Raw genomic sequence first — 24,851 nt, 5'->3', positions numbered from 1 at the left:
GTCCTTAGTGGTCATCTGCCGGCGTCCCGGCTACTGCTGTTAAGTCTTGGCGGGCATCTGCGAAAGGCAGTGGCTGCCCGCTGAGTTGAATGGAGTCCTGGACGTGCCCTGCCAGCGCGGCGCGGATTTCCAGCGCCGCCCTGTCCATTGAAGCACGCCCGCTTTCCCCTGCCCGGCGGGCAAGGGTGAGGGCATTTCCGAAGCTGACGTGGAAACGCCTGCCGGGCCGCGGCACGGAATCCACGTGCTCGTCTCCCCTGCGGGTGCCCAGGATGGCCACGGGGACCACCGGGGCCCCGGAATTCAGGGCCAGCCAGGCGACGCCGCCGTTAATGTCTTCTGCAGCCCCGCTCCCCCTGGTTCCTTCGGGAAGGATGCCGACGCACCGGCCGGCGTCGAGCACTTCCTTGCACCGCTGCAGGGCGGTACGGTCGCCGCGCCTGTCCACCGGCAACTGGCCGGAAGCGGTCAATACCTGGCCGAGGAAGCCCTTGAACATCTCCTGTTTGACCAGGATGTGCATAGGGCGCGGTGCGGCACCGAACATGACCGGACCGTCCAGGAAGCTGATGTGGTTGCCCGCGAAGATCACGGGGCCGCCGGTGGGCACATTTTCCTTGCCCGTGACGGTGGTCCGGTAGACCATATGGTCGAGAATCCAGCCCACCGGCCTGCTCCACGCCATGGTCAGGCCGGAGGGAACACCCGGCCGGGAGGTGGCGGCGGCGCGTTCAGTCACGGTTGAGGACCTTTGTGACGATCACCAGGGCGGCGGCGACGGTCTGGTCGAAGTCCAGGTCCGACGAGTCCAGGGTCACCACCCCGGAGGCGGCCGTGGTGAAATTCACCACGGAGGAGTCCTTGGCATCGCGGTGGGTCACCTGCGCCGCCAGCTCCTCGGCGTTCTGGGTGCCGCCCAGCTGGATTCCGCGCCGCCGCAGCCGCGCTTCCTCACTGGCCGTGAGCAGCATCCGGACTTCCGCTCCGGGCGCGACGACGGTAGTGATGTCCCTGCCTTCCACCACCATGCGGCGGTGGTGCTTTTCGATCAGTTCCCGCTGCCGGCGGATCAGCTCAGTCCTTGCCCCCAGGGTAGTGGCCACGGCGCTGACGGAAGAGGAGATGGCGGGCTCGCGGATGGCGTCGGTGACGTCGACGCCGTCCACCCGCACGTACTCCTCCGCGGGGCTGGTGCTCAGTTCCAGGACCAGGTCCCGGGCGGCCTGCTCCACTGCTGCGGCGTCTTCGAGGTCGATGCCCTGACTGACGCAGAACCAGGTGAGGGCACGGTACATCGCGCCGGTGTCCAGGTAGGCGAGCCTGAGCCTGCGGGCCACTTCCTTGCTGACGCTGGACTTGCCGGAGCCGGACGGGCCGTCAATGGCCACCACCAGCGGCCGGCCGATGCGCAGCGCGGGCATGGTATCGAGAAGTTCCTGTGTCATTACTGGAGTACCCGCCATCCGCGGTCGTTGAGTGCTTCGATCAGGTGGTCATGCTTGTTCGGCAACACGGATATTTCCACCATACCCACGTTCTGGCCTGAAGAGTGGTCCAGGCGGAGGTCCTCCAGGTTGACGCCGATCTCGCCTATCTCCGTGAGGAGCCGCGCGATCTGTCCGGGTTTGTCGTCCACCAGGACGGTCAGCCAGGAGTACGCCTGCGGCGGTCCGCCGTGCTTGCCCGGAATGCGGGCCTGGCCGGCGTTGCCTTCGCTCATGAGCTGCGCGAGGTCCAGCCGTGCGCCGGGAGCCGTGGGTTGCTCGAGTGTTCCGATCAGGCGGTTGAGGTCATCCCTGACGCCGTAGAGGATTTCCACGACTTTCGCCGCGTTGCCGCCGAGGATCTGGACCCACAGGGACGGATCGCTCGCAGCTATCCGGGTGACGTCCCGCAGCCCGTTGCCGGCCAGGGACAGGGCATGCAGCGGCGTACCCTGGAGCCGGCTCGCGAGCAGCGAGGACATGACCTGGGGCAGGTGGGACACCAGGGCAACAGCTTCGTCGTGCTCGTCGGCCGTGAACTGGGAGACCACCGCGCCGAGGTCCGACGCCAGGGACCGCGCCGCCTGGAGGGCGGCGCCAGAGGTTTCCTCTGACGGGCACACCACCCACGGCATCGAGGTGAACAGCTCGCCGCGGGCGGCCACCGGGCCCGACTTTTCCCGGCCGGCCATGGGGTGTGTGCCCACGTACCGGGAGAGGTCGACGCCGCGGCGCCGCAGGTTGTCCAGGATATCCGCCTTGACGCTGGCTATGTCCACCACAATGGAGCCGGGAAAATCCGAAAGGGCTTTTTCCACGACGTCGGCTGTAACGTCCGGCGGAGCGGCAACCACCACCAGCTGGGGGACGGCGCTGCCGAGTTCCGGCAGCGGCCGGCCCGCACCGATGTCCACGGCGACCGCCTGGTTGGTGGGCGAGGGGTCGGAAAGGAACACCGGGACGCCACGTCCGCGCAGGCCCAGGCCAATGCTGGCACCGAGCAGGCCGGTCCCGAGGACCACCACCGGACCATCCAGGTGCCCGCGGCCCTGGCTGTGGAAGGCGGACATGCCTCAGAGCCCTACAAATGCCAGCAGATGCCCGACTTCCTGCTTGCCGAGGTTGCGGATGCTGCCCTGGCGCTGGTCACCCAGGCCGATGGGACCTACCTTGACGCGGACCAGGCGGAGGACCGGGAAGCCGACGGCGTCGAACAGGCGCCGGACAATGCGGTTCTTGCCCGAGTGGAGGACAACCTCGATCAGGACGTAGCCGGGGGTGGAGTCAACGAGGCGGAAGGAGTCCACGGACGCGAAACCGTCCTCCAGTTCCACGCCTTCCTTGAGCTGGGCGCCGATCCCCTGCGGGAAGGGACCGCGGACCTGCACCAGGTACGTCTTGGGCACCTCGTAGGAAGGGTGCGTCAGGCGGTTGGCCAGTTCGCCGTCGTTTGTCAGCAGCAGCAGTCCCTCGGTGGCGACGTCGAGGCGCCCAACGTGGAACAGGCGTTCGCCGGTGTTCTTGTTGCTCTTGAGGAAATCGCTGATGCACGGCCGGCCCTCGGGGTCCTCCATGGTGGAGACAACGCCCTTCGGCTTGTTGAAGACCATGTAGACGAGGTTTTCATCCAGCTGGATCCGCAGGCCGTCCACGTGGATGACGGCGGTTTTGGGATCGACCCGGACGCCGAGCTCGGTGACTACCTGTCCGTCCACTTCCACGCGGCCCTCGGCAATCATCTCCTCGCAGACGCGGCGTGAGGCGACGCCGGCCGAGGCCATGACCTTCTGCAGGCGCACGCCGTCGGCGTCGTGGAGTTCCGACTGGGGAACGTCGCCGCGCGGGCCCTTCTTGCGTGAGGGCCTGCGGACTGGTCCCAGGTTCTGGCCGAAGCGTTCGCTTCCGAAGGCGCGGGAGGCTGCGGCGCCGGGTGCGCCGGTACGCGGCTTGGGCTTAAGGGCGCCCGGAGTGCCCGGGACCTTCTTCGCTCCAGGCTTGCGCGCTGCAGGCTTCCGTGAGGAAGGCCTGGCGGCCTTCGGATCTGCGGCACTGCGGCCCTGCTGGGGGCCGTCCGATGCCAGATCCGGATCGATGAAGCGCTCCTCGCGCGGCTTGGGTGCGCGCTGCGGGCGGTCGCTGCCGAACCCGCCGCCCCGCTTCGGGGCACCGCCGCGGAAACCGCCCGCTGACTTGCCACCCTGGGAGGTGTTGTTGCGCTGGGGATTGTTGCGTCCCGAGCTGTTACGTGGTGAACCCTGGCGTCCCGCCTGTGTCATGACCCGTCCTTCAATTGTTTGGCCGGAAAGGTGTCCAGAGACAACCTTAACCAGCCGTGCAGAAATAATCTGCCCTGATAAATACTGTTGCCCAGGCAGCGCGACGCTGCCTAGATTCCGTCGGCGTCGTAGTACTCCGCAATGCCGTCAAGGCCCGGAAGATGTGGAGACAACTGCGGCAGTTCCGCCACAGAGCCGATTCCCATCCGTTCCAGGAAATACGACGTGGTCCGGTAGAGCATGGCCCCGGATTCCGGATCCGTTCCCGAATCCTCGATCAACCCGCGCTGGGCGAGCGTCCGCACCACAGAGTCAACATTGACGCCCCGAATTGCCGAAACCCTGGCCCTGGAGACGGGCTGGCGGTACGCGATGACCGCGAGCGTTTCCAGGGCTGCCTGCGTAAGCCTGGCAGTCTGGCCTTCGAGCACATATTTGCCAACAATGTCGGCAAAGTCCGCGCGCGAGTAGATCCGCCAGCCACCGGCGATGTTCCGCAATTCAAAACCCCGGGGGCTGGAGCCAAAACCAGCGGCGCTGGCTTGATCCATATCCGGGGCCTTAACAGTATAGCCGCTATACTCGCGCTGCAGTTCGGCCAGCAGGGCGCCGACCGTTTCAACGGTCAGTCCAAGGCCTGCCGCCAGTTCCTCCTCCGTGGCCGGCTGGTCGATGACCATCAGGACAGCTTCAATGGCAGCCTTGGCCCCGCCCGGGAGGTTTTCGACGTCTTCCTCCGCCAATCGCGCGTCTTCCGTGGCTTCCTTGGTCACAGCTGCTCCTCGAATTCTTCGCTTAGGTTCTTTGCCGACCACTGCCGGCTGCCGGCGGTCCAGTGGACGGCAAGATCCGCCAGCGGCGACAACTGGTCGAATGACACCGCCTTGTCCCGGAACAGTTCCAGCAGCGCCAGGAACCTCGCAACCACCACAAGCGTGGATTCGGCGTCGGCGATGATGGCCCGGAATGTCAGCGGCGATTCCCGCTGGAGCCGCAGCCCGACTATTTCTGCCTGCTCCTTGACGCTGACGTTACCGCCGTGGAGGTGGGCCAGCCCAACTTCGGTGGGTTTGGGGGCCTTGGGCCGCAGCGCGGCTTCCGCCAGCGCGGCGAACTGTTCGGGGGTGTGCTTCCACACCAGTTCCGGGAGCATGGCGGCGAAATGCTCTTCAAGGGCAACCTGCCGGGGATAGCGCATGGCCTCCTGGTGCAGGGTCTCGCCCAGGAGGCCTGCCACATGCTTGAAGGCCTTGTACTGCAGGAGCCGGGCGAAGAGCAGGTCCCTGGCCTCGAGCAGTGCCATGTCCTCGTCGTCTTCCACCTCGCCGGCCGGAAGGAGCCTGGCAGCTTTGATGTCCAGGAGCGTCGCGGCGATCACCAGGAACTCGCTGGCTTCATCCAGCGCCCATTCCCCGCCACGTTCCTGCAGGTTCCGGATGTACTTGATGAACTCGTCCGTCACCGTGGCCAGGGCCACCTCGGTGATGTCCAGCTGGTGCTTCGCGATCAGCCCCAGCAGGAGATCGAAGGGACCCGTGAAGTTGGCCAGCCGCACCTCGAAGCCGGGCTTGGATTCGGCCACGTCCTGGCTAGGGCGCGCCGCCGCGCGAGATCAGCTCTTTGGCCAGGCGCCGGTAGGCGTCCGCGCCCACGTGGTTGCCGGCGTAGCTGGTGATCGGCTCAGCGGCCACGGTGGCGTCGGCAAACTTGATGGAACGCTTGATGACGGTCTCGAAGACCTTGTCCCCGAAAGCCTCCACCAGCCGCGTGATGACTTCACGGCTGTGCAGGGTGCGGGCGTCGTACATCGTGGCGAGCACCCCGTCCACCTGCAGGCGCGGGTTAAGCCGGTCCTGCACTTTGTCGATGGTCTCCACCAGCAGAGCCACGGCGCGAAGGGCGAAGAACTCGCAGATCAGCGGGATGATGACGCCGTGGGCCGCGGTCAGCGCGTTCACGGTCAGCAGGCCCAGGGAGGGCTGGCAGTCGATGAGGACAACGTCGTAATCGTCCTCGACTTTCTTCAGCGCCCGGTCCAGGACCTGTTCCCGCGCCACTTCATTGACCAGCTGGACTTCGGCAGCGGAAAGGTCGATGTTGGCCGGCAGCAGGTCCACGTTCTCCACGCCGGTCTGGTGGATGGCGTCACGGATGTTGACCTTGCGGTCCATCAGCACGTTGTAGACCGTAAGGTCCAGTTCGTGGGGGTTCACCCCGAGGCCTGCCGACAACGCACCCTGGGGATCGAAATCGACCAGGAGCACCCGGCGGCCATATTCCGCCAGCGCTGCCGCGAGGTTGATGGTGGAGGTGGTCTTGCCGACGCCGCCTTTTTGGTTGACCATGGCGATCACACGCGCCGGACCGTGGGAGGACAGCGGTGCCGGTTCCGGGAACTCCCGGTATGGGCGGCCCGTGGGGCCCATCACCGCGTTGTCCAGGTCAAATTCCGTGCCCTCCAGAGTTGCCGAACCCTGTTCGCTGCTCACGTATCTATCCACACTTTCGATGACGGTGATTTCCTGCCGCTGGATGCCAGCGCCGTTCCTTCTTCTTCCCAAGGTTACAGCGACCGACACGGTATTCGGCGGAACTTGACTTTCCACCCATGTTGAGCCTTGACCCTCTAGCTGAGGTCGAAGGTTGGTTTATTCGAGCCACAAAGCAGCCCCCGCGGCCATGGCTGCGGGGGCTGCTGTGCTGTTACTGGGGTGCGCGGCTGGCGGCTGGCGCCTAGACGGCGGCCGGAACGCGCGGAGCTTCGGTTTCCGTGGCGGCGGGCTCGGTGTGGCCGTGGCCGGCGATCATGGTCTGCTCGTCGAAGGGCAGTTTGCCGGAGAGCACCTGGTCAACCTGGCCCCGTTCGATCTCCTTCACCCAGGTGCCGATCAGCACGGTGGCCACGGCGTTGCCGGTGAAGTTGGTCAGGGCGCGGGCCTCGGACATAAAGCGGTCGATTCCGACGATCATGCCGACGCCGCCGAGCAGTTCCGGCTTGTGGGCCTGCAGGCCGGCAGCGAGGGTGGCCAGGCCGGCGCCGGTGACGCCGGCGGCGCCCTTGGAAGCGATGATCATGAAGACCAGCAGCGAAACCTGGGCTCCCAGGTCCAGCGGGGTTCCCATGGCGTTGGCGACGAACAGGGAAGCCATGGTCAGGTAGATGGCTGTGCCGTCCAGGTTGAAGGAGTAACCCGTGGGAACGGTGACGCCAACCACCGGCTTGGAAACGCCGAGGTGCTCCATCTTTGCGATCAGGCGGGGCAGCGCGGCTTCGGAGGAGGATGTGGAGAAGATCAGCAGGTATTCACGGCCCAGGTACTTCATGAGCTTGAAGATGTTGACGCCGGTCACAATTTTCAGCAATCCGCCGAGGATGATGACGATGAACAGTGCGCAGGTGATGTAGAAGGCAGCCATCAGGGTGAACATGCTGACGATGGCCTGGAAGCCGGTGGCTCCCACGACGGCGGCGATGGCACCGAAGGCGCCTACGGGGGCAAGCCACATGATCATGATGAGGATGCGGAAGACGAGTGCCTGGCCGTGGCCGATGGCCTTGAGGACGGGTGCACCCTGCGGGCCCATCTTCTGGAGGGCGAAACCTACGAGGAGGGCAGCAAAGAGCGTGGGAAGGACCGGAATATCACCCGGGATGATTCCGAGGAGGAAGGCAACGGTGCTGTCCACTTCTGCCTTCTTGGAGGGATCGTACGGTGCCAGCTTCAGGCCTTCACCCGGGTGGATCATGTTGCCGACCACCAGGCCGATGGCGAGCGCGAAGGTTGACATCAGCACGAAGTAGCCCAGGGCCAGTCCACCGACCTTGCCCACCGTGGCGGCCTTGGCGATGGAGCCAATGCCCAGGACGATGGTGCAGAAGATAATGGGCGCAATCATCATCTTGATGAGCTTGATGAATCCATCGCCGAGCGGCTTGAGGGACTTGCCCACCTCGGGGAACATCAGGCCCACCACGGCGCCGAGGATAACGGCGGCGATGACGGCAATGTAGAGGTAGTGCGATTTGTCGATGCCCTTGCGCCGCGTCTTCACGGTGTCAAGCGACTCTCCTCGTTGAGAAGCCATGATGTGTCTCCTTATATGGATAATCTGATAGACGCTGCGGCACATTCTCTGGGCTCTACGCGTCCTCCGGTGTGATATCCATCATTGGGTACGCCGTGACCCAGCTCACCGTTGCGTTCATATTGGTCGCGGTGCCGTTCAGATTGGTCGTGGCGCACGGGATTTCCACAGGATTACAGCCGGAAAGGGCGTCGGGAGGTACACATGATCCACCCCTGGAGCATCGCCCGCCGGCTTTTTGTGGCGAACCTGCTGATCGTGGTGGTGTTTATCGCCATCGTCGGTTCGGCGACGTTCGTCGATGCCCGGGACCGTACCTATGATGAGGCCGGCCAACGGATGGCGGGGATTGCCGCAGCCATCGCGGCCAGCCCCCTGGTGCTGGATGCGGCCTCCAGCCCGGACCCGACGGGGACGCTCCAGCCCTACGCCAGGGACGTCATGGCGGAGGCCGACGTCGACTTCATCACCATCATGGCCCCGAACCGGACGCGGTGGACGCATCCGCGGGACGAGGAAATCGGCCGGCCGTACATCGGCTCCATCGACGCCGCGCTGCAGGGCGGGCAGCATACCGAAGTGACGGCGGGGACGTTGGGCCCCTCGGTGCGGACCATTGTTCCGGTCAAGGACCAGGCGGGCGAGGTGAAGGCACTGGTGGCCGTGGGCGTTACGGTCCGTACGGTGGATGTCGCCTTTGCCGGACGCCTGCCTGCCCTGCTGTCGATTGGCCTCGCCCTGCTGGTGGGAGGTTCGCTGGCATCCTGGTTCCTGGGCCGGTACCTCCGACGCGTGACCCGTGGCTGGGGGCCGGAGCAGCTCTCGCAGCTGTTTGCCTACTACGAATCCGTCCTGCATTCGGTGCGCGAAGGCCTGATCCTCATCGACACGAAGGGGCGCGTGGTGATGTACAACGACCAGGCGGGGGAACTGCTGGGCCTCGAAGGTGCCGGCAGCAAGGACCCAACCATGCCGCCGTCGCTGGCCGAGTTGCCGCTCGAGGAGGAACTCCGGGACCTGTTCGAATCCGGACGGCCCGCCAAGGACGAAATCATCCTTACGGGTTCCCGTGTGCTGGTGGTCAACCAGGGACCGGCAAGGGCGCCAGGCTCTCCGGGGACCCGCGGCAGGACACCCGTCTACGGTACGGTGGCAACGCTGCGGGACCGTACCGAAATCGAGGCACTGGGCAACGAACTGGAAACCATGCGGACACTGTCCGGAGCCCTCCGCGCCCAGACCCACGAGCACGCCAACAGGCTCCACACCATGGTCTCGCTCCTGGAGCTGGGCCGTACGCAGGAAGCCCTGGATTTTGCCACCCGGGACCTGGAACTGAGCCAGCAGCTGACCGATGACATGGTCAGTTCCGTTGATGAACCCGTCCTTGGCGCACTGGTCATGGGCAAGGTGGCTGAAGCCCACGAACGCGGGGTCCAGCTGGACGTTGCCACGCTGGGTTCCGGTACGGTGGCGGGGGTAGCCGTGCAGGACCTGGTGACAATCCTGGGAAACCTGCTCGACAATGCCATCGATGCGGCTGCGGACGGTCCCCCGCCCCGGCGCGTGCAGCTGACCGTGGAATCGGATGAGGAGGGACTGGATATCGCCGTCCACGATTCCGGCGCCGCCCTGGACGCCCAGTCCGCGGATCACATCTTCCGGCACGGCTTCAGCACCAAGCCTTCCGGGCCCGGCGGCCGCGGCGTCGGGCTGGCGCTGGTCCGGCAGGCAGTGCAGCGTCTGGGCGGTACCCTGACCATTAACGGACGGCGCGGAGCGAAATTCGAAGTATTCCTACCCGCGGCGGCGTCCCCGCAGAAGGAGCACACACCGTGAGCAACATCCGGGTCCTCGTCGTTGAGGACGAGGCCATCGCATCGGCGGCTCACGCAGCCTACATCGGGCGGCTGCCGGGCTTTGAGCTTGCCGGAAGCGCACCGGACGGCCAGTCCGCCCTCCGGCTGCTCGGTGAGCTCTCTGCGGCGGGCAACCCGGTGGAGCTGGTCCTCCTGGACATGAACCTGCCGGACCTCCACGGCCTGGACATTGCGCGGCGGATGCGGGCGGCGGGAATTCTGGCCGACATCATCGCCATCACCGCCGTCCGGGAGCTGGCCATCGTCCGGAGCGCCGTGGCCATCGGGGTGGTGCAGTACCTGATCAAGCCGTTCACGTTCGCCACGTTCGCCGACAAGCTGGAAAGCTACCGGCAGTTCCGGCAGCAGCTCGCGGGCCCGGACGCCGGCTCGGGAAAAGCCGGAGCATCCCAAAGCGAAGTGGACCAGGCTTTCGCAAGCCTGCGGGCGCCGTCGGAACTGCCCCTGCCCAAAGGCCTCTCCGCATCCACGCTGGGCTCGGTGCAGGAGTTTGTCAGGCAACACAGCGTCGCCGTGTCCGCCACGGAAGTCATGGACGCCCTGGGCATGTCCCGTGTCACCGCCCGCCGCTACCTCGAGTACCTGGCGGACGCCGGCACGGTCTCCAGGACAGCCCGCTACGGGACACCGGGCAGGCCGGAAAACGAGTACCGCTGGAGTGGGCGCTGACCCAGCTGCTGGCTAAGGCCACCGCCGCTAGTGGCCGCTGCTAGTTTCCGCTGCCGCCGCGACGGAGGCTCCCGATCAGCTGGTCGATCACCCCGGCGTCTTCGATCGTAGACGGCACCGTGTACTCCTCGCCGTCGGCAATCTGGCGCATGGTCTTGCGGAGGATCTTCCCGGACCGGGTCTTGGGCAGGGCATCTACCACCGTCACGTGCTTGAAGTCCGCAACAGCGCCGATGTCCCGCCGGACCATCGCCACCAGGTCCTTGGCCAGGATGTCCTCGGCCACCTCGACCCCGGACTTGAGCACGACGTAGCCGCTGGGCCGCTGGCCTTTCAGGGGGTCGGCCAGGCCGATCACCGCGCACTCGGCGACGGCCGGATGCTGCCCGATGACCTGTTCCATGGCGCCCGTGGACAGCCGGTGCCCGGCAACATTGATGATGTCATCGGTCCGCCCCATGACAAACACGTAGCCTTCCGCGTCCCGGTAGCCGGAGTCGCCGGTGGCGTAGCACCCCTCGAAAGCCTGCAGGTAGGAGGAGATATACCGTTCGTCGTCGCCCCAAAGCGTGGCCAGGGTCCCGGGCGGCAGTGGCAGCCCGAGCACGATGTTCCCCTCCGTGCCGGGTGCCACCTCCCCGCCCAGGCCGTCCACGATGCTGAGCCTGAACCCCGGCATCGGGACGCTGGGCGAACCTGCCTTGATGGGCAGTTCTTCCAGGCCGCGGGGATTGGCGCAGATGGCCCAGCCCGTTTCCGTCTGCCACCAGTGGTCCACCACAGGAACGCCAACCGACCGGGAGGCCCAGTGGAACGTGTCCGTGTCCAGCCGCTCCCCCGCCGTGAAAAGCGTGCGCAGGCTGGAGACGTCGTAGTTCCGCAGCAGGTCCGCCCCGGGGTCTGCCTTCCGGATGGCCCGCAGCGCTGTGGGGGCGGTGAACAAGACGTTGACCCCGTGCTCCTGGATCACCCGCCAAAACGCGCCGGCATCAGGCGTTCCAACCGGCTTGCCCTCATAGAGGACAGTGGTGGCACCGGCAAGCAAGGGGCCGTAGACGATGTAGGAGTGCCCTACCACCCAGCCGACATCCGACGCGGTCCACATGACGTCCCCGGGACCGGCGTCGTAGATGTTTTCCATGGTCCAGCTGAGCGCGACGGCGTGGCCGCCGTTGTCCCGCACCACGCCTTTGGGCGTCCCGGTGGTGCCTGAGGTGTAGAGGATGTACAGCGGGTCCGTGGCCGCGACGTCCACGGGGGCGGCAGGTTCCGCAACGGCCATTTCCAAGTCCCAGTCATTCCAGCCGCGGTCCGTCGCCGTGTTGGCGAACCCGTCACGTGCCCGGACGATTACGGGAAGGTCCGGTACCCCAGCAAGTTCAAGGGCTTCCGCGACGGCGGGGAGGTACTCAATGCGGCGGGACGGCTCGATTCCTCCGGAAGCCGTGACCACGACGGCGGGAGCGGCGTCGCGGATGCGTGCTGCAAGTTCCTTCGGGGCAAACCCGCCGAAGACCACCGAATGGACGGCTCCAAGACGCGCTGTTGCCAGCATGGCGATGGCAGCCTCGGGAATCATCGGCATATAGATCACGACGCGGTCCCCCTTGCCAACACCGCGGTTGCGGAGGGCGCCGGCAAAGCGTGCCACCAGCCGGGTGAGTTCCGTGTAGGTGAAGCGCTGGCGGGTGCCGAGCATGGCGGAATCGTAGATCAGCGCGTCCTGGTCCCCCCGGCCGGCTTCCACGTGGCGGTCAAGGGCGTTGTAGGAGGTATTGAGGACGCCGTCAGGGAACCAGGTGAAGAGCGGAGCCCGGCTTGAGTCGAGGGCGCGCCGGGGCGGCACCGACCAGGAAACCTTGGCGGCGGCATTGAGCCAAAACTCCCCCGGCTGCCCGAGGCTTTGTTCGTAGCTGTCCCGATAGCTGCTGGTGACCATGAAGCACTTCCCATCCACGACGTTGTGTAGTGGACATGCTAGCGGGGACAGGACAGGGCAACAAGGGTTTTGTATACAAAAGACCTAAAACGGTGCATAGATATTGGAGTTTGTTGGCATAAGGGGAAGTTGTGTATACACTGAGGGTGTTCGATACCGAAGGAGGCAACGATGCGCGCCAGTGACAGGGCCTACGCCGCGCTACGCGACGACATCACCGAGTGGCGCCTCCTCCCGGGCACGGTGCTTGCTGAGGTGGAGCAGTCCGAACGCCTCGGCGTTTCACGGACTCCACTGCGGGAGGCGCTGGGCCGGCTTACCGCCGAAGGGCTCACGACGACGGCAGGCAGCCGTGGCGTCGTCGTCACCGACGTTTCGCTCGATGACATCGACGAACTCTTCGAGCTGCGCGAAACCCTTGAAAGCAAGGCCGCCGCCCTGGCAGCCGAGCGCGGGGACCCTGGCGTCTTCCTCCAGCTCCACAAGGAGCTGCTCGAGGCCCCGGCCCTTATCGAGAGCAGCGACCCCGGCCGGCATGCCTACTACGATCTTGCCGGGCGCCTGGATGCCGCCATCGATGCCGCAGTGTCCAACTCCTACCTGGCACAGGCCATGCGCGGCCTGCGTGTGCACCTGGTGCGCGTACGCCGCCTCGCAGCCGACGATGCCCAGCGGCTCACGGCCGCGGCAGCCGAGCACGCAGCCATCGCCGAAGCGATCGCCGCCCGCAATCCCCGGCTGGCCGAGGCCGCCACCATCCTCCACCTGCACCGAAGCCTTTCGCACGTCAAGAACACGCACACACCCCACCACAAGGAGCACCATGGTTAAGGAACACCACGTCCGGGTTTACAAGAGCGAGGAAAACCTGCCCCGCGAGGAGCAGCTCGCCTACAAGATCGCCAAGGTGGCCACCGATCCCGTCCCGGTAACGCCCGAGGTGGCCGACATGGTGATCAACCGGGTCATCGACAACGCGTCCGTGGCCATCGCTTCCCTGAACCGGGCACCGATTGTGGCGGCCCGCGCCCAGGCCCTGGCACACGGCCCCAGCACCGGCGGGCAGGGGGCCAAGGTCTTCGGCATTGGCGAGCGCGTGTCACCGGAATGGGCGGCGTGGGCCAACGGGGTTGCTGTGCGGGAACTGGACTACCATGACACGTTCCTGGCCGCCGACTACTCACATCCAGGGGACAACATCCCGCCGATCCTGGCTGTTGCCCAGCACACCGGTTCCAGCGGACAGGAGCTCATCCGCGGCATCACCACCGGGTACGAGATCCAGGTGAACCTGGTCAAGGCCATCTGCCTGCACAAGCACAAGATCGACCACGTGGCCCACCTTGGCCCGTCGGCAGCGGCCGGCATCGGCACCCTGCTGGGGCTCGACGTCGAAACCATCTTCCAGTCCGTCGGCCAGGCCCTGCACACCACCACCGCCACCCGGCAGTCGCGGAAGGGCGAGATCTCCACCTGGAAGGCGCACGCTCCTGCCTTCGCGGGAAAGATGGCCGTTGAGGCCGCAGACCGTGCCATGCGCGGGCAGACCTCTCCCGTTCCCATCTACGAAGGTGAGGACGGAGTCATCGCGTGGATGCTGGACGGCCCGGACGCCTCGTACCTGGTGCCGCTGCCGGAGGCCGGGGAAGCAAAGCGGGCCATCCTGGACACCTACACCAAGGAACACTCCGCCGAGTACCAGGCACAGGCCTGGATCGACCTTGCCCGGAAACTGAACCGCGAACATCCGGAAGCCACGGACCCGGCCAACGTGAAGTCCGTCCTGATCAAAACGAGCCACCACACGCACTATGTCATCGGCTCCGGCGCCAATGATCCGCAGAAGTACTCCCCCACCGCCTCAAGGGAAACGCTGGACCACTCCATCCCGTACATCTTCACGGTCGCCCTGCAGGACGGGTCCTGGCACCACGTGGACTCCTACTCCCCGGAACGCGCCGCACGGCCGGACACCGTTGACCTGTGGCAGAAGGTCAGCACCGAGGAAGACCCCGAGTGGACCCGCCGCTACCATTCCCTGGACATTGCCGAAAAGGCGTTTGGCGGCTCGGTGGAGATCACCCTGACGGACGGCACGGTCATCAAGGACAGCATCGCGGTTGCCGACGCCCACCCCCTCGGTGCCAGGCCCTTTGGCCGCGAGCAGTACATCAATAAGTTCCGCACCCTCGCCGCCGGACTTGTGGAGGAGGCCGAGATTGAAAGGTTCCTCGCCGCCGTCGAACGCCTGCCGGAACTCGCCGCCGGCGAGCTGGACCAGCTGAACATCACCGCCGCCTCCGGCGTCATCGACCTCAACGCCGCACCGAAGGGACTCTTCTAGTGCTGTACTCGAAGACCACCCCTGAGCAGAAGCGGCTCCGGTTCCGCGAGCTCCTCGCCTCCGGGACCATCGCGCAGTTCCCGGGCGCCTTCAACCCGCTCTCGGCCCGGCTCATCGAGGAAAAAGGGTTCGCCGGGGTGTACATCTCCGGCGCGGTGCTGGCCAACGACCTCGGCCTCCCGGACATCGGACTGACCACCCTGACCGAGGTTGCCACCCGTGCCGGGCAGATTGCCCGCATGACGGACCTGCCCGCCATCGTGGACGCAGACACCGGGTTCGGTGAGCCGATGAACGTGGCGCGCACCGTGCAGGAACTTGAGAACGCCGGCCTGGCAGGACTGCACATCGAGGACCAGTTCAACCCCAAGCGTTGCGGCCACCTGGACGGCAAGAACGTAGTGGACCTGGAGACGGCCACCAAGCGCATCCGGGCGGCTGCGGATGCCCGCCGGGACCCGAACTTCCTCATCATGGCCCGCACCGACATCCGCGCCACGGACGGACTGGCGGCCGCCCAGGACAGGGCAAAAGCACTCGTGGACGCCGGTGCTGACGCGATCTTCCCCGAAGCGATGGCCACCCTGGACGAGTTCCAGGCCATCCGCGATGCCGTGGACGTGCCCATCCTGGCCAACATGACGGAGTTCGGAAAGAGCGACCTTTTCACGGTGGACCAGCTGGCAGCAGTGGGCGTGAACATGGTGATCTATCCGGTCACCCTGCTCCGTAGTGCCATGGGCGCTGCTGAGCGTACGCTGGACTCGATCAAGGCTGAGGGAACGCAGGAGGCGCAGGTTGGCAGCATGCTGACCCGTGCGCGGCTGTACGACCTCGTTGACTACGAGGCATACAACCGTTTTGACACCGGGGTCTTCAATTTCCAGGTCCCCGGGAAGCACTAAAGGACCACCGCCGGCCGCGGCCGGCATCCGAAAGGCGACAGGAACAAGGGAGTTTCAGCATGGCTGAACAGGACATCAAAAAAGGTCTCGCCGGGGTCGTAGTGGACTACACGTCCGTTTCGAAGGTCAACCCGGACACCAACTCGCTGCTGTACCGCGGCTACCCGGTCCAGGAGCTCGCGGCGCGGTGCAGCTTTGAGGAAGTCGCGTACCTGCTCTGGAACGGGGAGCTGCCCACCGCGGAGCAGCTGGCTGAGTTCACCGCCCGGGAGCGGGCCGGGCGCGCCCTGGACCCGGTGGTCAAGCAGGTGATCGATGCCCTTCCCACCAGCTCCCACCCCATGGATGTGTGCCGGACGGCGGCCTCGGTCATGGGTGCCAGGCATCCGCTGGCGGAGGATTCATCGCGGGATGCCAACATGGCAAAGGCCGTGGACCTGTTCGCAGCGATGCCGGCCGTGGTGGCGTATGACCAGCGGCGCCGGCACGGGCAAACCGCCATTGAGCCGCGCGAGGATCTGGGCTATTCGGCCAACTTCCTGTGGATGGCCTTTGGTGAGGAACAGGTCCCCGAAGTGGTGGAGGCCTTCAACGTTTCCATGATCCTTTACGCCGAACACAGCTTTAACGCCTCAACCTTCACGGCGCGGGTGATCACCTCCACGCTCTCGGACCTGCACTCAGCGGTCACGGGCGCCATCGGCGCCCTGAAGGGCCCGCTGCACGGCGGCGCAAACGAGGCCGTCATGCACACCTTCGACGAGATCGGCATCCGGCCGGAGGAATCGCTGGAAGAAGCGGCAGCGCGGGCCAAGGCCTGGATGGAGGACGCCCTGGCCCACAAGAAGAAGGTGATGGGCTTTGGCCACCGGGTGTACAAGCACGGCGACTCCCGGGTCCCCACCATGAAGGCGGCCCTGGACAAGATGATCGCGCACTACGGCCGGCCGGAACTCCTGGGCCTGTACCAGGGGCTCGAGACCGCCATGGACGAGGCAAAGGCCATCAAGCCCAACCTCGACTATCCGGCGGGACCCACCTACCACCTGATGGGCTTCGACACCGAGACGTTCACTCCCCTGTTCGTCGCCAGCCGGATCACGGGCTGGACGGCGCACATCATGGAGCAGCTGGACTCGAACTCCCTGATCCGTCCGCTGAGCGAATACGTGGGTCCGGAGGAACGGCACCTGGGGTAACCTCCGCCCCTGCGGAAAGCACGACGACGGCCTGTGGGCCACGGCGGTGCGGCCACCTTCCAAGGTGGTCGTGCCGCCGTCGTTCTTCCCTGCTTAGGGTTCTGGTCCTGAAGGGCCTAGGCCTAGGACAGCAGGCTTTCGGAGGAGGCGACGGCTTCGTTGTCGTTGTCCATGGTCACAACGATGTTGACCTTCCCGCCTTCCAGCACCACCGGCAGCCAATGGTCCGCGTCCTGCCACATCCGGTCCACAGGCAGGGTTGCGGTATCAAACCAGGCCGGTGCGATTTCGGCGCTTTCCGTGGGTTCGCCGTCCCAGCGGACGGCTGTGAACAGCCGCGTGTGCATGTCCCACTCCGGCTTGGCCGGGAACACGAACCGGATGATTCCGGCATCCCGGAGGTCCTCGTGCCGGAGCACGACGTCGGCTTCCTCCCGCACCTCGCGGATTGCCGCTTCCGCGTCGCTCTCGCCCGGTTCCACGTGGCCGCCGATGCCAACGATCTTTCCGCGCCCAAAGCCCGTCTTCTTCAACCCCAGCAGGACCTGGGAGACGCCGTCAACCTCCCGGAGCAGGAAACAGAGGGCAACCGCAGCAGCCATGCTCAGCCCAGTGCCCGTGGATGCGCGGCGGCATAGATCTCCCGCAAGGTGTCGGCCGTGACCAGGGTGTACACCTGCGTGGTGGTCACCGAGGCGTGCCCCAGGAGCTCCTGGACCACGCGGACGTCGGCACCGCCCTCGAGCAGGTGGGTGGCAAAGGAATGCCGGAGGGTGTGGGGTGAGACGTCCTTGGTGATGTTTGCCTTTTCGGCCGCCGCCTTCAAGATGGTCCAGGCGCTCTGCCGGCTGATCCGTCCGCCGCGGGCGTTGAGGAACAGCGCCGGGGTGCCTTTTCCCTTGGCTGCCAGTAGGGGCCGGCCCCGCACCAGGTAGGCTTCGAGCGCCCTGGCACCATAGGAGCCAAGGGGCACCAGCCGTTCTTTGGAACCTTTGCCGAAGAGCCGCACGATGGCTGGGCCGGACGCCTCAGCATCCAGTGAGATGTCGTCAACATCCAGGCCCACGGCCTCGCTGATCCGCGCTCCGGTGGAGTACAGGAATTCAAGGAGGGCCCGGTCGCGCAGCCCCGTTGCCGTGTCCGTTCCGGCCGCTTCGAGGATCCGGGTGACTTCGTCCACGCTGATGGCCTTCGGCAGCCGCTTCCCAGGCATGGGCGGGTGGACTTCACTGGCGGGATCCGTGGGCGTGAAGCCCTCCAACGCCCAGAACTTGTGGAGGCCGCGGACGGCGACCACGGTCCTGGCGGCGGACCTGACGCCCAGGGTGGAGCCGCCGTCGGACCCGTCTGTCAGCGCACGGACGTACCCGGTGACGTGGTGGCGGGTAATGTCCTCCGGACGGGTGCAGCCGGCCGCTGACAGGTAGCGGGCATAACGGGTGAGATCCCGTTTGTAGGCGGCCAGGGTGTTAGTTGCCAGGCCGCGCTCCACACCCATGTGCTGCAGGTAGTCGATAATGCCCCGGTCAACCGCCGTGGGCGGGGAGGGGGGCGGTGCTGCGTCCCGGACCGGCGCGGCCGGGGCCGCCTCGGCGACAGCCGGCCCTGCGGACGCCAGTTCTGCGGAGGGTGGTGGCACCATCAGCGCTGGCTGGGGTGCGCAGGCCAGGGTGCGTCCGCGGGACGGAGCCCCTCAAATCCGCTGGCGCGCGCGGCGGCGGCTGCAAGGATGCCGACGACGGCGGACGGGTTGTGGAGCCTTCCGGCCAGTACCGAGTCCACGGCGTCGTCCAGGCTGATCCAGTGGAACTCGATCTCCGCTTCCTCATCCGTCCGCTCGTGGCGTTCGTGGTGGGGTATCTCGATCAGGTCCCGGGCCAGGTAGATCCTGATGGCCTCGCTGGAAGATCCCGGTGAGTTGAAGAAGTCCGCCAGGACGTTCCAGGTTCCCGCGGCAAGGTCTGCTTCCTCGGCGAGTTCGCGGGCGGCCCCCACCACGAAGTCCTCGCCCTCAATATCCAGCAGGCCGGCGGGGATCTCCCAGAGATCCATGCCCACCGGATGGCGGTACTGCTTGAGGAGGAGGATCTGGCCGGCAGCGTTCATGGGCAGGACGGCCACCGCACCGGGGTGGTCGATGTAGTCGCGGGTGAGTGCTTCGCCCGTTTCCTGCAGCTGGAAGCTGTCGCTGACCACATCCCAGATCCGGCCTTCATAGACCTTCTCGGTAGACAAAAGACGGCGCGGGCTCGGTGCATCCGAAACCTGCTTCGCAGCAGGGGTGGCTTCAGGTGTACCGGGCATCGCGCCGTCCTTTTTCTGTTGGAACTACTTAGCGGCTACCGTACCGGACTGCAGGGCCTCGGTTGCACCGTCATCCGCGGTCCCGGCCGTGTCGGAGCCCTTCTGGTGGTTCAGGGCTGCCTTGACCAGGCCCGCGAAGAGCGGATGCGGCCGGGTGGGACGCGAGCTGAGCTCAGGGTGCGCCTGCGTGGCCACGTAGTACGGGTGGACGTCCGCGGGCAGCTCGACGAATTCAACGAGCTTGCCGTCCGGGGACGTGCCGGAGAAGACCAGGCCTTCGGCTGCAATCTGGTCGCGGTACTTGTTGTTGACCTCGTAGCGGTGGCGGTGGCGTTCGCTGACGGTGGTTTTGCCGTAGGTCTCGGCAATGACCGATCCGGGATCAAGCTTTGCTTCGTAGAGGCCCAGGCGCATGGTGCCGCCCAGGTCGCCGCGGCCTTCGACGAACTCCAGCTGCTCTTCCATGGTGGCGATGACCGGGTACTTGGAGTCCGGCTCGAATTCGCTGGATGACGCGCCTTCGAGGCCCACCACGTTGCGGGCGTATTCGATGACCATGCACTGCAGGCCCAGGCAGAGGCCCAGGACGGGCAGCTTGGTTTCGCGGGCGAACTTCAGGGCGCCGAGCTTGCCCTCAAGTCCCCGGATGCCAAAGCCGCCGGGGACGCAGATCGCGTCGACGCCGTCGAGCGCTGCAATGGCGCCCTCGCGGGTTTCGCATTCGTCCGACGGGACCCAACGGATCTTGACCTTGGTGTCGTTGGCGAAGCCGCCGGCGCGCAGGGCCTCAGTCACGGAAAGGTAGGCGTCGGGCAGGTCGATGTACTTGCCCACCAGTGCGATCTCAACCTCATGCTTGGGGTTGTGGACCGCTTCGAGCAGCTTGTCCCAGCTGGTCCAGTCCACGTCCTTGAAGGGCAGGTCCAGGGCGCGCACGATGTACGAGTCCAGGCCCTGCGTGTGGAGGGTCTTGGGAATGTCGTAGATGCTGGGCGCGTCGGCGGCGTTGACCACGGCGTCGATGTCGACGTCGCACATCCGGCCGATCTTCTCCCGCATGGCATCGGGCACTTCGCGGTCCGAGCGGATGACGATCGCTTCGGGCTGGATGCCGATGGACCGCAGGGCTGCGACAGAGTGCTGGGTGGGCTTGGTCTTCAGCTCCTGGGACGGCCCGATGTACGGGACCAGGGAGACGTGGAGGAAGAACACGTTGGTGCGGCCGATGTCCTGCCGCACCTGGCGGGCCGATTCGAGGAACGGCTGGGATTCGATGTCACCCACGGTGCCGCCGATTTCGGTGATGATGACGTCCGGGGCATTCTTGCCCTCAGCCGGCAGGCGCATGCGGCGCTTGATCTCATCGGTGATGTGCGGGATGACCTGGACGGTGTCGCCGAGGTATTCGCCGCGGCGCTCCTTGGCGATGACGGTGGAGTACACCTGCCCCGTGGTCACGTTGGCCGAACCCTCAAGGTTTTCGTCGAGGAAGCGCTCGTAGTGCCCGATGTCCAGGTCGGTCTCGGCGCCGTCGTCAGTGACGAAGACTTCGCCGTGCTGGAAGGGGTTCATGGTGCCCGGATCCACATTCAGGTAGGGATCGAGCTTCTGCATAGTTACAGACAGGCCGCGTGCGCGCAGCAGGTGGCCGAGGCTTGATGCCGTCAGTCCCTTACCGAGCGAGGACGCCACACCACCGGTTACGAAGATGTGTTTGGTCGTCTTGGATGAACCCGGGAACCGGGAATTTACACGGGAATTTGATCGCTGCACCACGGAATTCGAGCTTATCATCATTTGAGCCTTCCACGGATCGCCGGCAGTGTTCCCCAAACGTCAAAGTCTGCCCTTCGGCCGTCCGCCGATCAAGGGGCGGCCGGCACGCCGGGCACTCCCCCTGCCCGCTTTCAGGCCCCCTGGGGCAGGAGTTTCGCGTCGTCCAGCAGTTCCTGGGCGTGGGCCTGCGCCGACTCGGAGTCCTCCTGGCCGGCCAGCATGCGGGCCAACTCGCGGACCCTTTCCGGCCCGTCGAGGAGGCGGACATCACTGGACGTGAACCCGGTCGCGGTTCCGCCGTCGGCTCCCCGGACGGACGTCTTTGTGACGGTGATGTGCTGGTCCGCGAAAGCGGCCACCTGAGGCAGGTGCGTGACCACCAGCACCTGTACATGGCGGGCCAGCATGGCAAGCCTGCGGCCGATCTCGACGGCGGCGCGGCCGCCCACTCCGGCATCCACCTCATCGAAGACGAACGTCGGGACCGGATCCACGGCTGCCAGAACCACCTCGATGGCGAGCATGACGCGGGACAGTTCACCGCCGGAGGCACCTTTGCCAAGGGGCCGGGCGGGGGCACCGGAGTGCGGCTGCAGCAGGAAGCTGATCTCGTCCGCGCCGTGCGGCCCCAGCTGGCCACCGGATTCAATGTTGATGACCAGGGTTGCATCAGCCATGGCCAGCGCCTTCAGCTCCGCACTGACCCGGGCTGAGAGGTCCTTCGCAGCCTTGGCCCTGATTTTGCTGATGGCTGCGGCCTGCTTCTTCAGGTCTGCTTCTGCCTGGACCACTTCCGCGTCCAGCTTTTCGATCCTGGTGGAGTCGTCCTGCAGCTCATCAAACCGGACGCGGGCGTTCTCCGCCCAGACCAGGACCTCGTCAATGGTCGGTGCGTATTTGCGGACCAGTTTGGCCAGGACGGCCCGGCGTTCCTCGATCTCCGCGAGCCGTTCAGGGCCTTCTGTATCCAGTCCCGCCTGGTAGCTGGCCAGTTCGGTGGCAATGTCGTTCAGCAGGAAGCCCACCTCGGCCAGGCGGGCGGCCGCGGAGCCCAGCTCGGCGTCGTGCTCGGCCACATGTTCAAGCGTCCGTTTGGCGGCATCAACCAGGGTGGTGGCATCCCCCTCGTCGCCGAAGTCCTCCGCGATAAGCGCCTGGTGGGCCGTGCTGGCAGCGATGCGGAGCTCCTCCACATTGGCCAGCTTCACCGCTTCCGCCTTGAGCACTTCGTCCTCCCCCGGCTGCGGATCAACCTCGTCTATTTCGGCGAGGGCGCTCTGCAGGGATTCAGCCTCGCGCAGCCTGTCGCGTGCAGCGCTGCGGAGGGTGTCCAGCTCGGCCTGGCTGGACTTCCAGCGGTTGAAAAGGTCCTGGTAGGCGGCCAGCGGGCCGGCCAGCGCGTCGCCGGCAAACTTGTCCAGGGCACCGCGCTGGGCAGCAGTTCCCTTGAGCCGGATCTGGTCTGACTGTCCATGGACCACTACCAGGGTCTCGCCGATTTCGGCGAGGACACCCACCGGCGCGGCCCTGCCGCCCAGGAAGGCGCGGCTGCGGCCGTCCGAGCCCAGGCGACGTGCGAGGATCAGCTCCGCGCCGCCGTCGAATTCCTCCGCCTCTGCCCCGGCCTCCAAGGCCCTGGCAATGGCGGGGTGGCCGGCGTCGAGCTTCAGCACTGCCTCGGCGGTGGCGCTCTTGGCGCCGCTCCTGACGGCTCCGGCATCGGAGCGCGCGCCCAGGAGGAGCCCGACGGCGGTGACCACCATGGTCTTGCCGGCACCGGTCTCGCCGGTCACCACGCTCAAGCCAGGCCCGAGCGGCAGCGTTGCGTCGGTGATGACGCCAAGGTCGCGGATTCTCAGTTCTTCAAGCATGGCTTCACTTTGCGGTGGTGGGATCGTTGTCATCGCCGGGCTGGTCCGGCTGGGGCACCTGGAGCGGAGGCATGGGCCGCGGGGTCCTGACAATGGGTATGGGGCCGGTGTGGATGGCGTCCGCCTTGGGTACCGGTCCCCGCCAGCCGTGGATCGGCAGCTCGAACTTGCGGACCAGCCGTGCCGAGAACGGCGTCTGGTGGGTGCGTGCGAGCCGCACCGGCGTAGCTGATTTTGTGACCTCAACCCGCGCACCCGGCGGCAGGTCCACGGAGCGCCTGCCATCACACCACAGGACGCCCTGGGCATCCGTCCGGCCAAGAACTTCCACAGCCAACTTGGAACGGGGCGAGACCACCAGCGGCTTGGCGAAGAGTGCGTGGGCACTGATGGGGACGATGACCAGTGCCTCCACCTCGGGCCAGACCACGGGACCGCCGGCCGAAAAGCCGTACGCCGTGGACCCGGTGGGGGTAGCCAGCACGATGCCGTCGCAGCCAAAGGACGTGAGGGGACGCTCGTCCACTTCGGTCACAACCTCGAGCATGCGTTCGCGGTTGGCTTTCTCGATGGCGGCTTCGTTCAGCGCCCAGGTGTGCCAGATCTTCTGGCCGCGGACCCACACCTGGACATCGATGGTCATCCGCTCTTCCACCGTGTACTCGCGGCTGGCGATCCACTCGACGGTCTGGGCCAGGTCCGCCCGCTCGCTTTCGGCCAGGAAGCCAACATGGCCAAGGTTGACGCCCAGCAGCGGCACGTCCACTTCCCGGACGAGTTCGGCGGCGCGCAGGATGGTGCCGTCCCCGCCGAGGACCATCACCAGTTCAACATCCGGGAGCTGGACGTGGTCGTGGAGGACCTCCACGGGCTGGGCAAGGTGTCCGAAGAAACGCTCCATATCCGCAAGTTCGGATTCCTGCATGACCGGCACGATGCCTGAGGCGTGCAGGAGGGCGCACGCTTCCCACGCAGCCTTCAGCGAGTCCTCGCGGCCGGTATGGGCGAGGACCAGTACACGCCTGCTCATCAGGTTCCGCTCTCTAGTGGTTCGGCCAGATTCGTCCGAGCAAGGCAGCAGCCGCTGCCTCCCGCTCTTCGATCTTAGGCAGGTCTTGGCTGATCCTGCGTTTTATCCACAGGAAGTATTCAACGTTTCCGTCCTGGCCCGGCAACGGACTCTGCGCAAGGCCCCTTAGGTCGAGCCCGGCGTCGAGCGCTGCCCTGGCTACTTTCTCCACCGCCAGGCGCCGTTCCCGCTCGGAAGTCACCACGCCGGTCCGTCCCAGCCGGTCCTTCCCGATTTCGAACTGCGGCTTCACCATCAGCACCAGGTCCCCACCGGGCTCGGTGCATTCCGCGAGTGGACGGACAACCAGGGTGAGGGAGATGAAAGAGAGGTCGGCAACGGTGAGTTCCGCCGTGCCCCCGATGTCCGCGGGCGACATGTACCGGACGTTCAGTCCCTCGTGGACTTCCACACGGGGATCTTCCCGCAGCCGCTGCACCAGCTGGCCGTGTCCGACGTCGACCGCCACCACGTGCGCGGCCCCGCGCCGAAGCAGGACGTCAGTGAAACCGCCGGTGGAGGCGCCGGCGTCGAGGCACCTCTTGCCCTCCGGTTGGACTTCCGGGAAGGCGTCAAGCGCACCAGCCAGTTTGTGCCCTGCCCGGCTTACGTAGGTGTCCCGTTCGTCGTGGTCGACTTCCAGGGGCTTGTCCTCGTCCACCTGCAGGGACGCCTTGGCCAGTACCTGGCCTGCTGAGCTGACCTTGCCCTCGGCAATCAAGGCGGCTGCGTGCGTTCGGGATCTTGCGAGCCCGCGGGCAACCAAGGCCTGGTCGAGGCGTGCCGGCATCAGGCCGCGCCGCCCGTCGGGTCCGCACCTGCGGGCGCGCTGTCATTGGGAACTGTGTTCAGCGCGGCCAGCAGTTCATCGTGGAGTTCGTTGTACACCTTTTCGTGGTCGGACACCGGGACCTGCGGAAGGGTGCCAAGCCGCGCCAGTGCCTGTGCCACCACGGGGTCCGTCACTTCCGCATCCCCGAGGCCGGGCCAGTCCGGGGAAGGCTGGGCTGCTGCGGATTCCGGTTCGGTCAGCTCAGTCATTGCACCAG

Annotated in this window: 23 protein-coding genes; 6 read left to right on the top strand and 17 right to left on the bottom strand. The window is 66.2% G+C overall.

What is annotated here, in order from left to right; all coding sequences use genetic code 11:
- Positions 1-4: 4 nt before the first annotated feature.
- The 8 genes from ABRP28_RS03315 to ABRP28_RS03280 form a co-directional block, all read right to left on the bottom strand.
- Positions 5-685, bottom strand: coding sequence for a lysophospholipid acyltransferase family protein (locus ABRP28_RS03315; protein WP_350002390.1), 681 nt, complete (start codon positions 683-685; stop codon positions 5-7).
- A 46-nt stretch (positions 686-731) separates the two neighbouring features.
- Positions 732-1,445 (bottom strand): (d)CMP kinase, encoded by a 714-nt coding sequence (gene cmk / locus ABRP28_RS03310; protein WP_350002167.1) that lies wholly within the window; start codon positions 1,443-1,445, stop codon positions 732-734.
- On the bottom strand, positions 1,445-2,554 hold the full coding sequence (locus ABRP28_RS03305; protein WP_350002166.1) for a prephenate dehydrogenase: 1,110 nt from the start codon (positions 2,552-2,554) through the stop codon (positions 1,445-1,447). Before ABRP28_RS03305 ends, cmk begins: the two co-directional genes overlap by 1 nt.
- A gap of 3 nt (positions 2,555-2,557) precedes the next feature.
- Positions 2,558-3,760 carry a pseudouridine synthase gene (locus tag ABRP28_RS03300; RefSeq protein WP_350002165.1) on the bottom strand — a complete coding sequence of 401 codons (1,203 nt, stop codon included), beginning with the start codon at positions 3,758-3,760 and terminating at the stop codon, positions 2,558-2,560.
- A 110-nt stretch (positions 3,761-3,870) separates the two neighbouring features.
- Positions 3,871-4,533: an SMC-Scp complex subunit ScpB gene (locus ABRP28_RS03295; RefSeq protein ID WP_350002164.1), complete on the bottom strand. Its 663-nt coding sequence runs from the start codon at positions 4,531-4,533 to the stop codon at positions 3,871-3,873.
- Positions 4,530-5,342: a ScpA family protein gene (locus tag ABRP28_RS03290; RefSeq protein WP_350002163.1), complete on the bottom strand. Its 813-nt coding sequence runs from the start codon at positions 5,340-5,342 to the stop codon at positions 4,530-4,532. Before ABRP28_RS03290 ends, ABRP28_RS03295 begins: the two co-directional genes overlap by 4 nt.
- Positions 5,343-5,349: 7 nt before the next feature.
- Complete coding sequence (locus tag ABRP28_RS03285) at positions 5,350-6,249, bottom strand: ParA family protein (RefSeq protein ID WP_102977304.1); 900 nt, start codon at positions 6,247-6,249, stop codon at positions 5,350-5,352.
- A 244-nt stretch (positions 6,250-6,493) separates the two neighbouring features.
- Positions 6,494-7,846: a cation:dicarboxylate symporter family transporter gene (locus tag ABRP28_RS03280; protein ID WP_350002162.1), complete on the bottom strand. Its 1,353-nt coding sequence runs from the start codon at positions 7,844-7,846 to the stop codon at positions 6,494-6,496.
- 204 nt (positions 7,847-8,050) lie between these two features.
- On the opposite strand from ABRP28_RS03280, the gene ABRP28_RS03275 reads away from it, so the two are divergent.
- On the top strand, positions 8,051-9,685 hold the full coding sequence (locus ABRP28_RS03275) for a sensor histidine kinase (protein ID WP_350002161.1): 1,635 nt from the start codon (positions 8,051-8,053) through the stop codon (positions 9,683-9,685).
- Positions 9,682-10,395, top strand: coding sequence for a response regulator (locus ABRP28_RS03270; RefSeq protein ID WP_231456504.1), 714 nt, complete (start codon positions 9,682-9,684; stop codon positions 10,393-10,395). The genes ABRP28_RS03275 and ABRP28_RS03270 overlap by 4 nt, the downstream gene beginning before the upstream one ends.
- 40 nt (positions 10,396-10,435) lie before the next feature.
- Here the strand turns inward: ABRP28_RS03270 and ABRP28_RS03265 are convergent, their stop codons facing one another.
- Complete coding sequence (locus tag ABRP28_RS03265; RefSeq protein ID WP_350002160.1) at positions 10,436-12,334, bottom strand: AMP-binding protein; 1,899 nt, start codon at positions 12,332-12,334, stop codon at positions 10,436-10,438.
- 171 nt (positions 12,335-12,505) lie between these two features.
- Between ABRP28_RS03265 and ABRP28_RS03260 the strand changes: the two genes are divergently transcribed.
- From ABRP28_RS03260 to ABRP28_RS03245, 4 genes are read left to right on the top strand one after another with little or no spacing between them, the layout of a single operon-like run.
- Positions 12,506-13,165 carry a GntR family transcriptional regulator gene (locus tag ABRP28_RS03260; protein WP_350002159.1) on the top strand — a complete coding sequence of 220 codons (660 nt, stop codon included), beginning with the start codon at positions 12,506-12,508 and terminating at the stop codon, positions 13,163-13,165.
- Positions 13,158-14,678, top strand: a complete 1,521-nt coding sequence (locus ABRP28_RS03255; RefSeq protein WP_350002158.1) for an MmgE/PrpD family protein — start codon at positions 13,158-13,160, stop codon at positions 14,676-14,678. Before ABRP28_RS03260 ends, ABRP28_RS03255 begins: the two co-directional genes overlap by 8 nt.
- Positions 14,678-15,583 carry a methylisocitrate lyase gene (gene prpB, locus ABRP28_RS03250; RefSeq protein WP_350002157.1) on the top strand — a complete coding sequence of 302 codons (906 nt, stop codon included), beginning with the start codon at positions 14,678-14,680 and terminating at the stop codon, positions 15,581-15,583. Before ABRP28_RS03255 ends, prpB begins: the two co-directional genes overlap by 1 nt.
- Positions 15,584-15,642: 59 nt before the next feature.
- A complete protein-coding gene (locus ABRP28_RS03245) occupies positions 15,643-16,782 on the top strand; it encodes a bifunctional 2-methylcitrate synthase/citrate synthase (RefSeq protein WP_350002156.1) in 1,140 nt (379 codons plus the stop codon).
- 122 nt (positions 16,783-16,904) lie between these two features.
- On the opposite strand, the gene ABRP28_RS03240 is transcribed toward ABRP28_RS03245, so the two are convergent.
- From ABRP28_RS03240 to ABRP28_RS03205, 8 genes are all read right to left on the bottom strand, one after another.
- Positions 16,905-17,384, bottom strand: coding sequence for an 8-oxo-dGTP diphosphatase (locus tag ABRP28_RS03240; RefSeq protein ID WP_350002155.1), 480 nt, complete (start codon positions 17,382-17,384; stop codon positions 16,905-16,907).
- Positions 17,385-17,386: 2 nt separating this feature from the next.
- Positions 17,387-18,424 carry a site-specific tyrosine recombinase XerD gene (xerD, locus tag ABRP28_RS03235; protein WP_350002154.1) on the bottom strand — a complete coding sequence of 346 codons (1,038 nt, stop codon included), beginning with the start codon at positions 18,422-18,424 and terminating at the stop codon, positions 17,387-17,389.
- Complete coding sequence (locus ABRP28_RS03230; protein ID WP_350002153.1) at positions 18,424-19,086, bottom strand: NUDIX hydrolase; 663 nt, start codon at positions 19,084-19,086, stop codon at positions 18,424-18,426. Before ABRP28_RS03230 ends, xerD begins: the two co-directional genes overlap by 1 nt.
- A gap of 24 nt (positions 19,087-19,110) precedes the next feature.
- Complete coding sequence (locus tag ABRP28_RS03225; RefSeq protein WP_350002152.1) at positions 19,111-20,880, bottom strand: CTP synthase; 1,770 nt, start codon at positions 20,878-20,880, stop codon at positions 19,111-19,113.
- Positions 20,881-20,993: 113 nt separating this feature from the next.
- Entirely contained in the window at positions 20,994-22,733 is a 1,740-nt protein-coding gene (recN, locus tag ABRP28_RS03220) for a DNA repair protein RecN (RefSeq protein WP_350002151.1), read from the bottom strand.
- Between the two features lie 4 nt (positions 22,734-22,737).
- Positions 22,738-23,763 carry an NAD kinase gene (locus ABRP28_RS03215; protein ID WP_066274990.1) on the bottom strand — a complete coding sequence of 342 codons (1,026 nt, stop codon included), beginning with the start codon at positions 23,761-23,763 and terminating at the stop codon, positions 22,738-22,740.
- A gap of 13 nt (positions 23,764-23,776) precedes the next feature.
- The gene (locus tag ABRP28_RS03210) at positions 23,777-24,592 is read right to left on the bottom strand and encodes a TlyA family RNA methyltransferase (RefSeq protein WP_350002150.1); all 816 of its coding nucleotides are present in this window, start codon (positions 24,590-24,592) and stop codon (positions 23,777-23,779) included.
- Positions 24,592-24,843: a hypothetical protein gene (locus ABRP28_RS03205; protein WP_350002149.1), complete on the bottom strand. Its 252-nt coding sequence runs from the start codon at positions 24,841-24,843 to the stop codon at positions 24,592-24,594. The genes ABRP28_RS03210 and ABRP28_RS03205 overlap by 1 nt, the downstream gene beginning before the upstream one ends.
- Positions 24,844-24,851: the final 8 nt, after the last annotated feature.

The organism is Pseudarthrobacter sp. WHRI 8279 (genome assembly GCF_040224115.2).
Lineage (GTDB): Bacteria > Actinomycetota > Actinomycetes > Actinomycetales > Micrococcaceae > Arthrobacter.
Note: the sequence above shows the minus strand (reverse complement) of the source record. Positions and strands in the feature narration are given on the sequence as shown.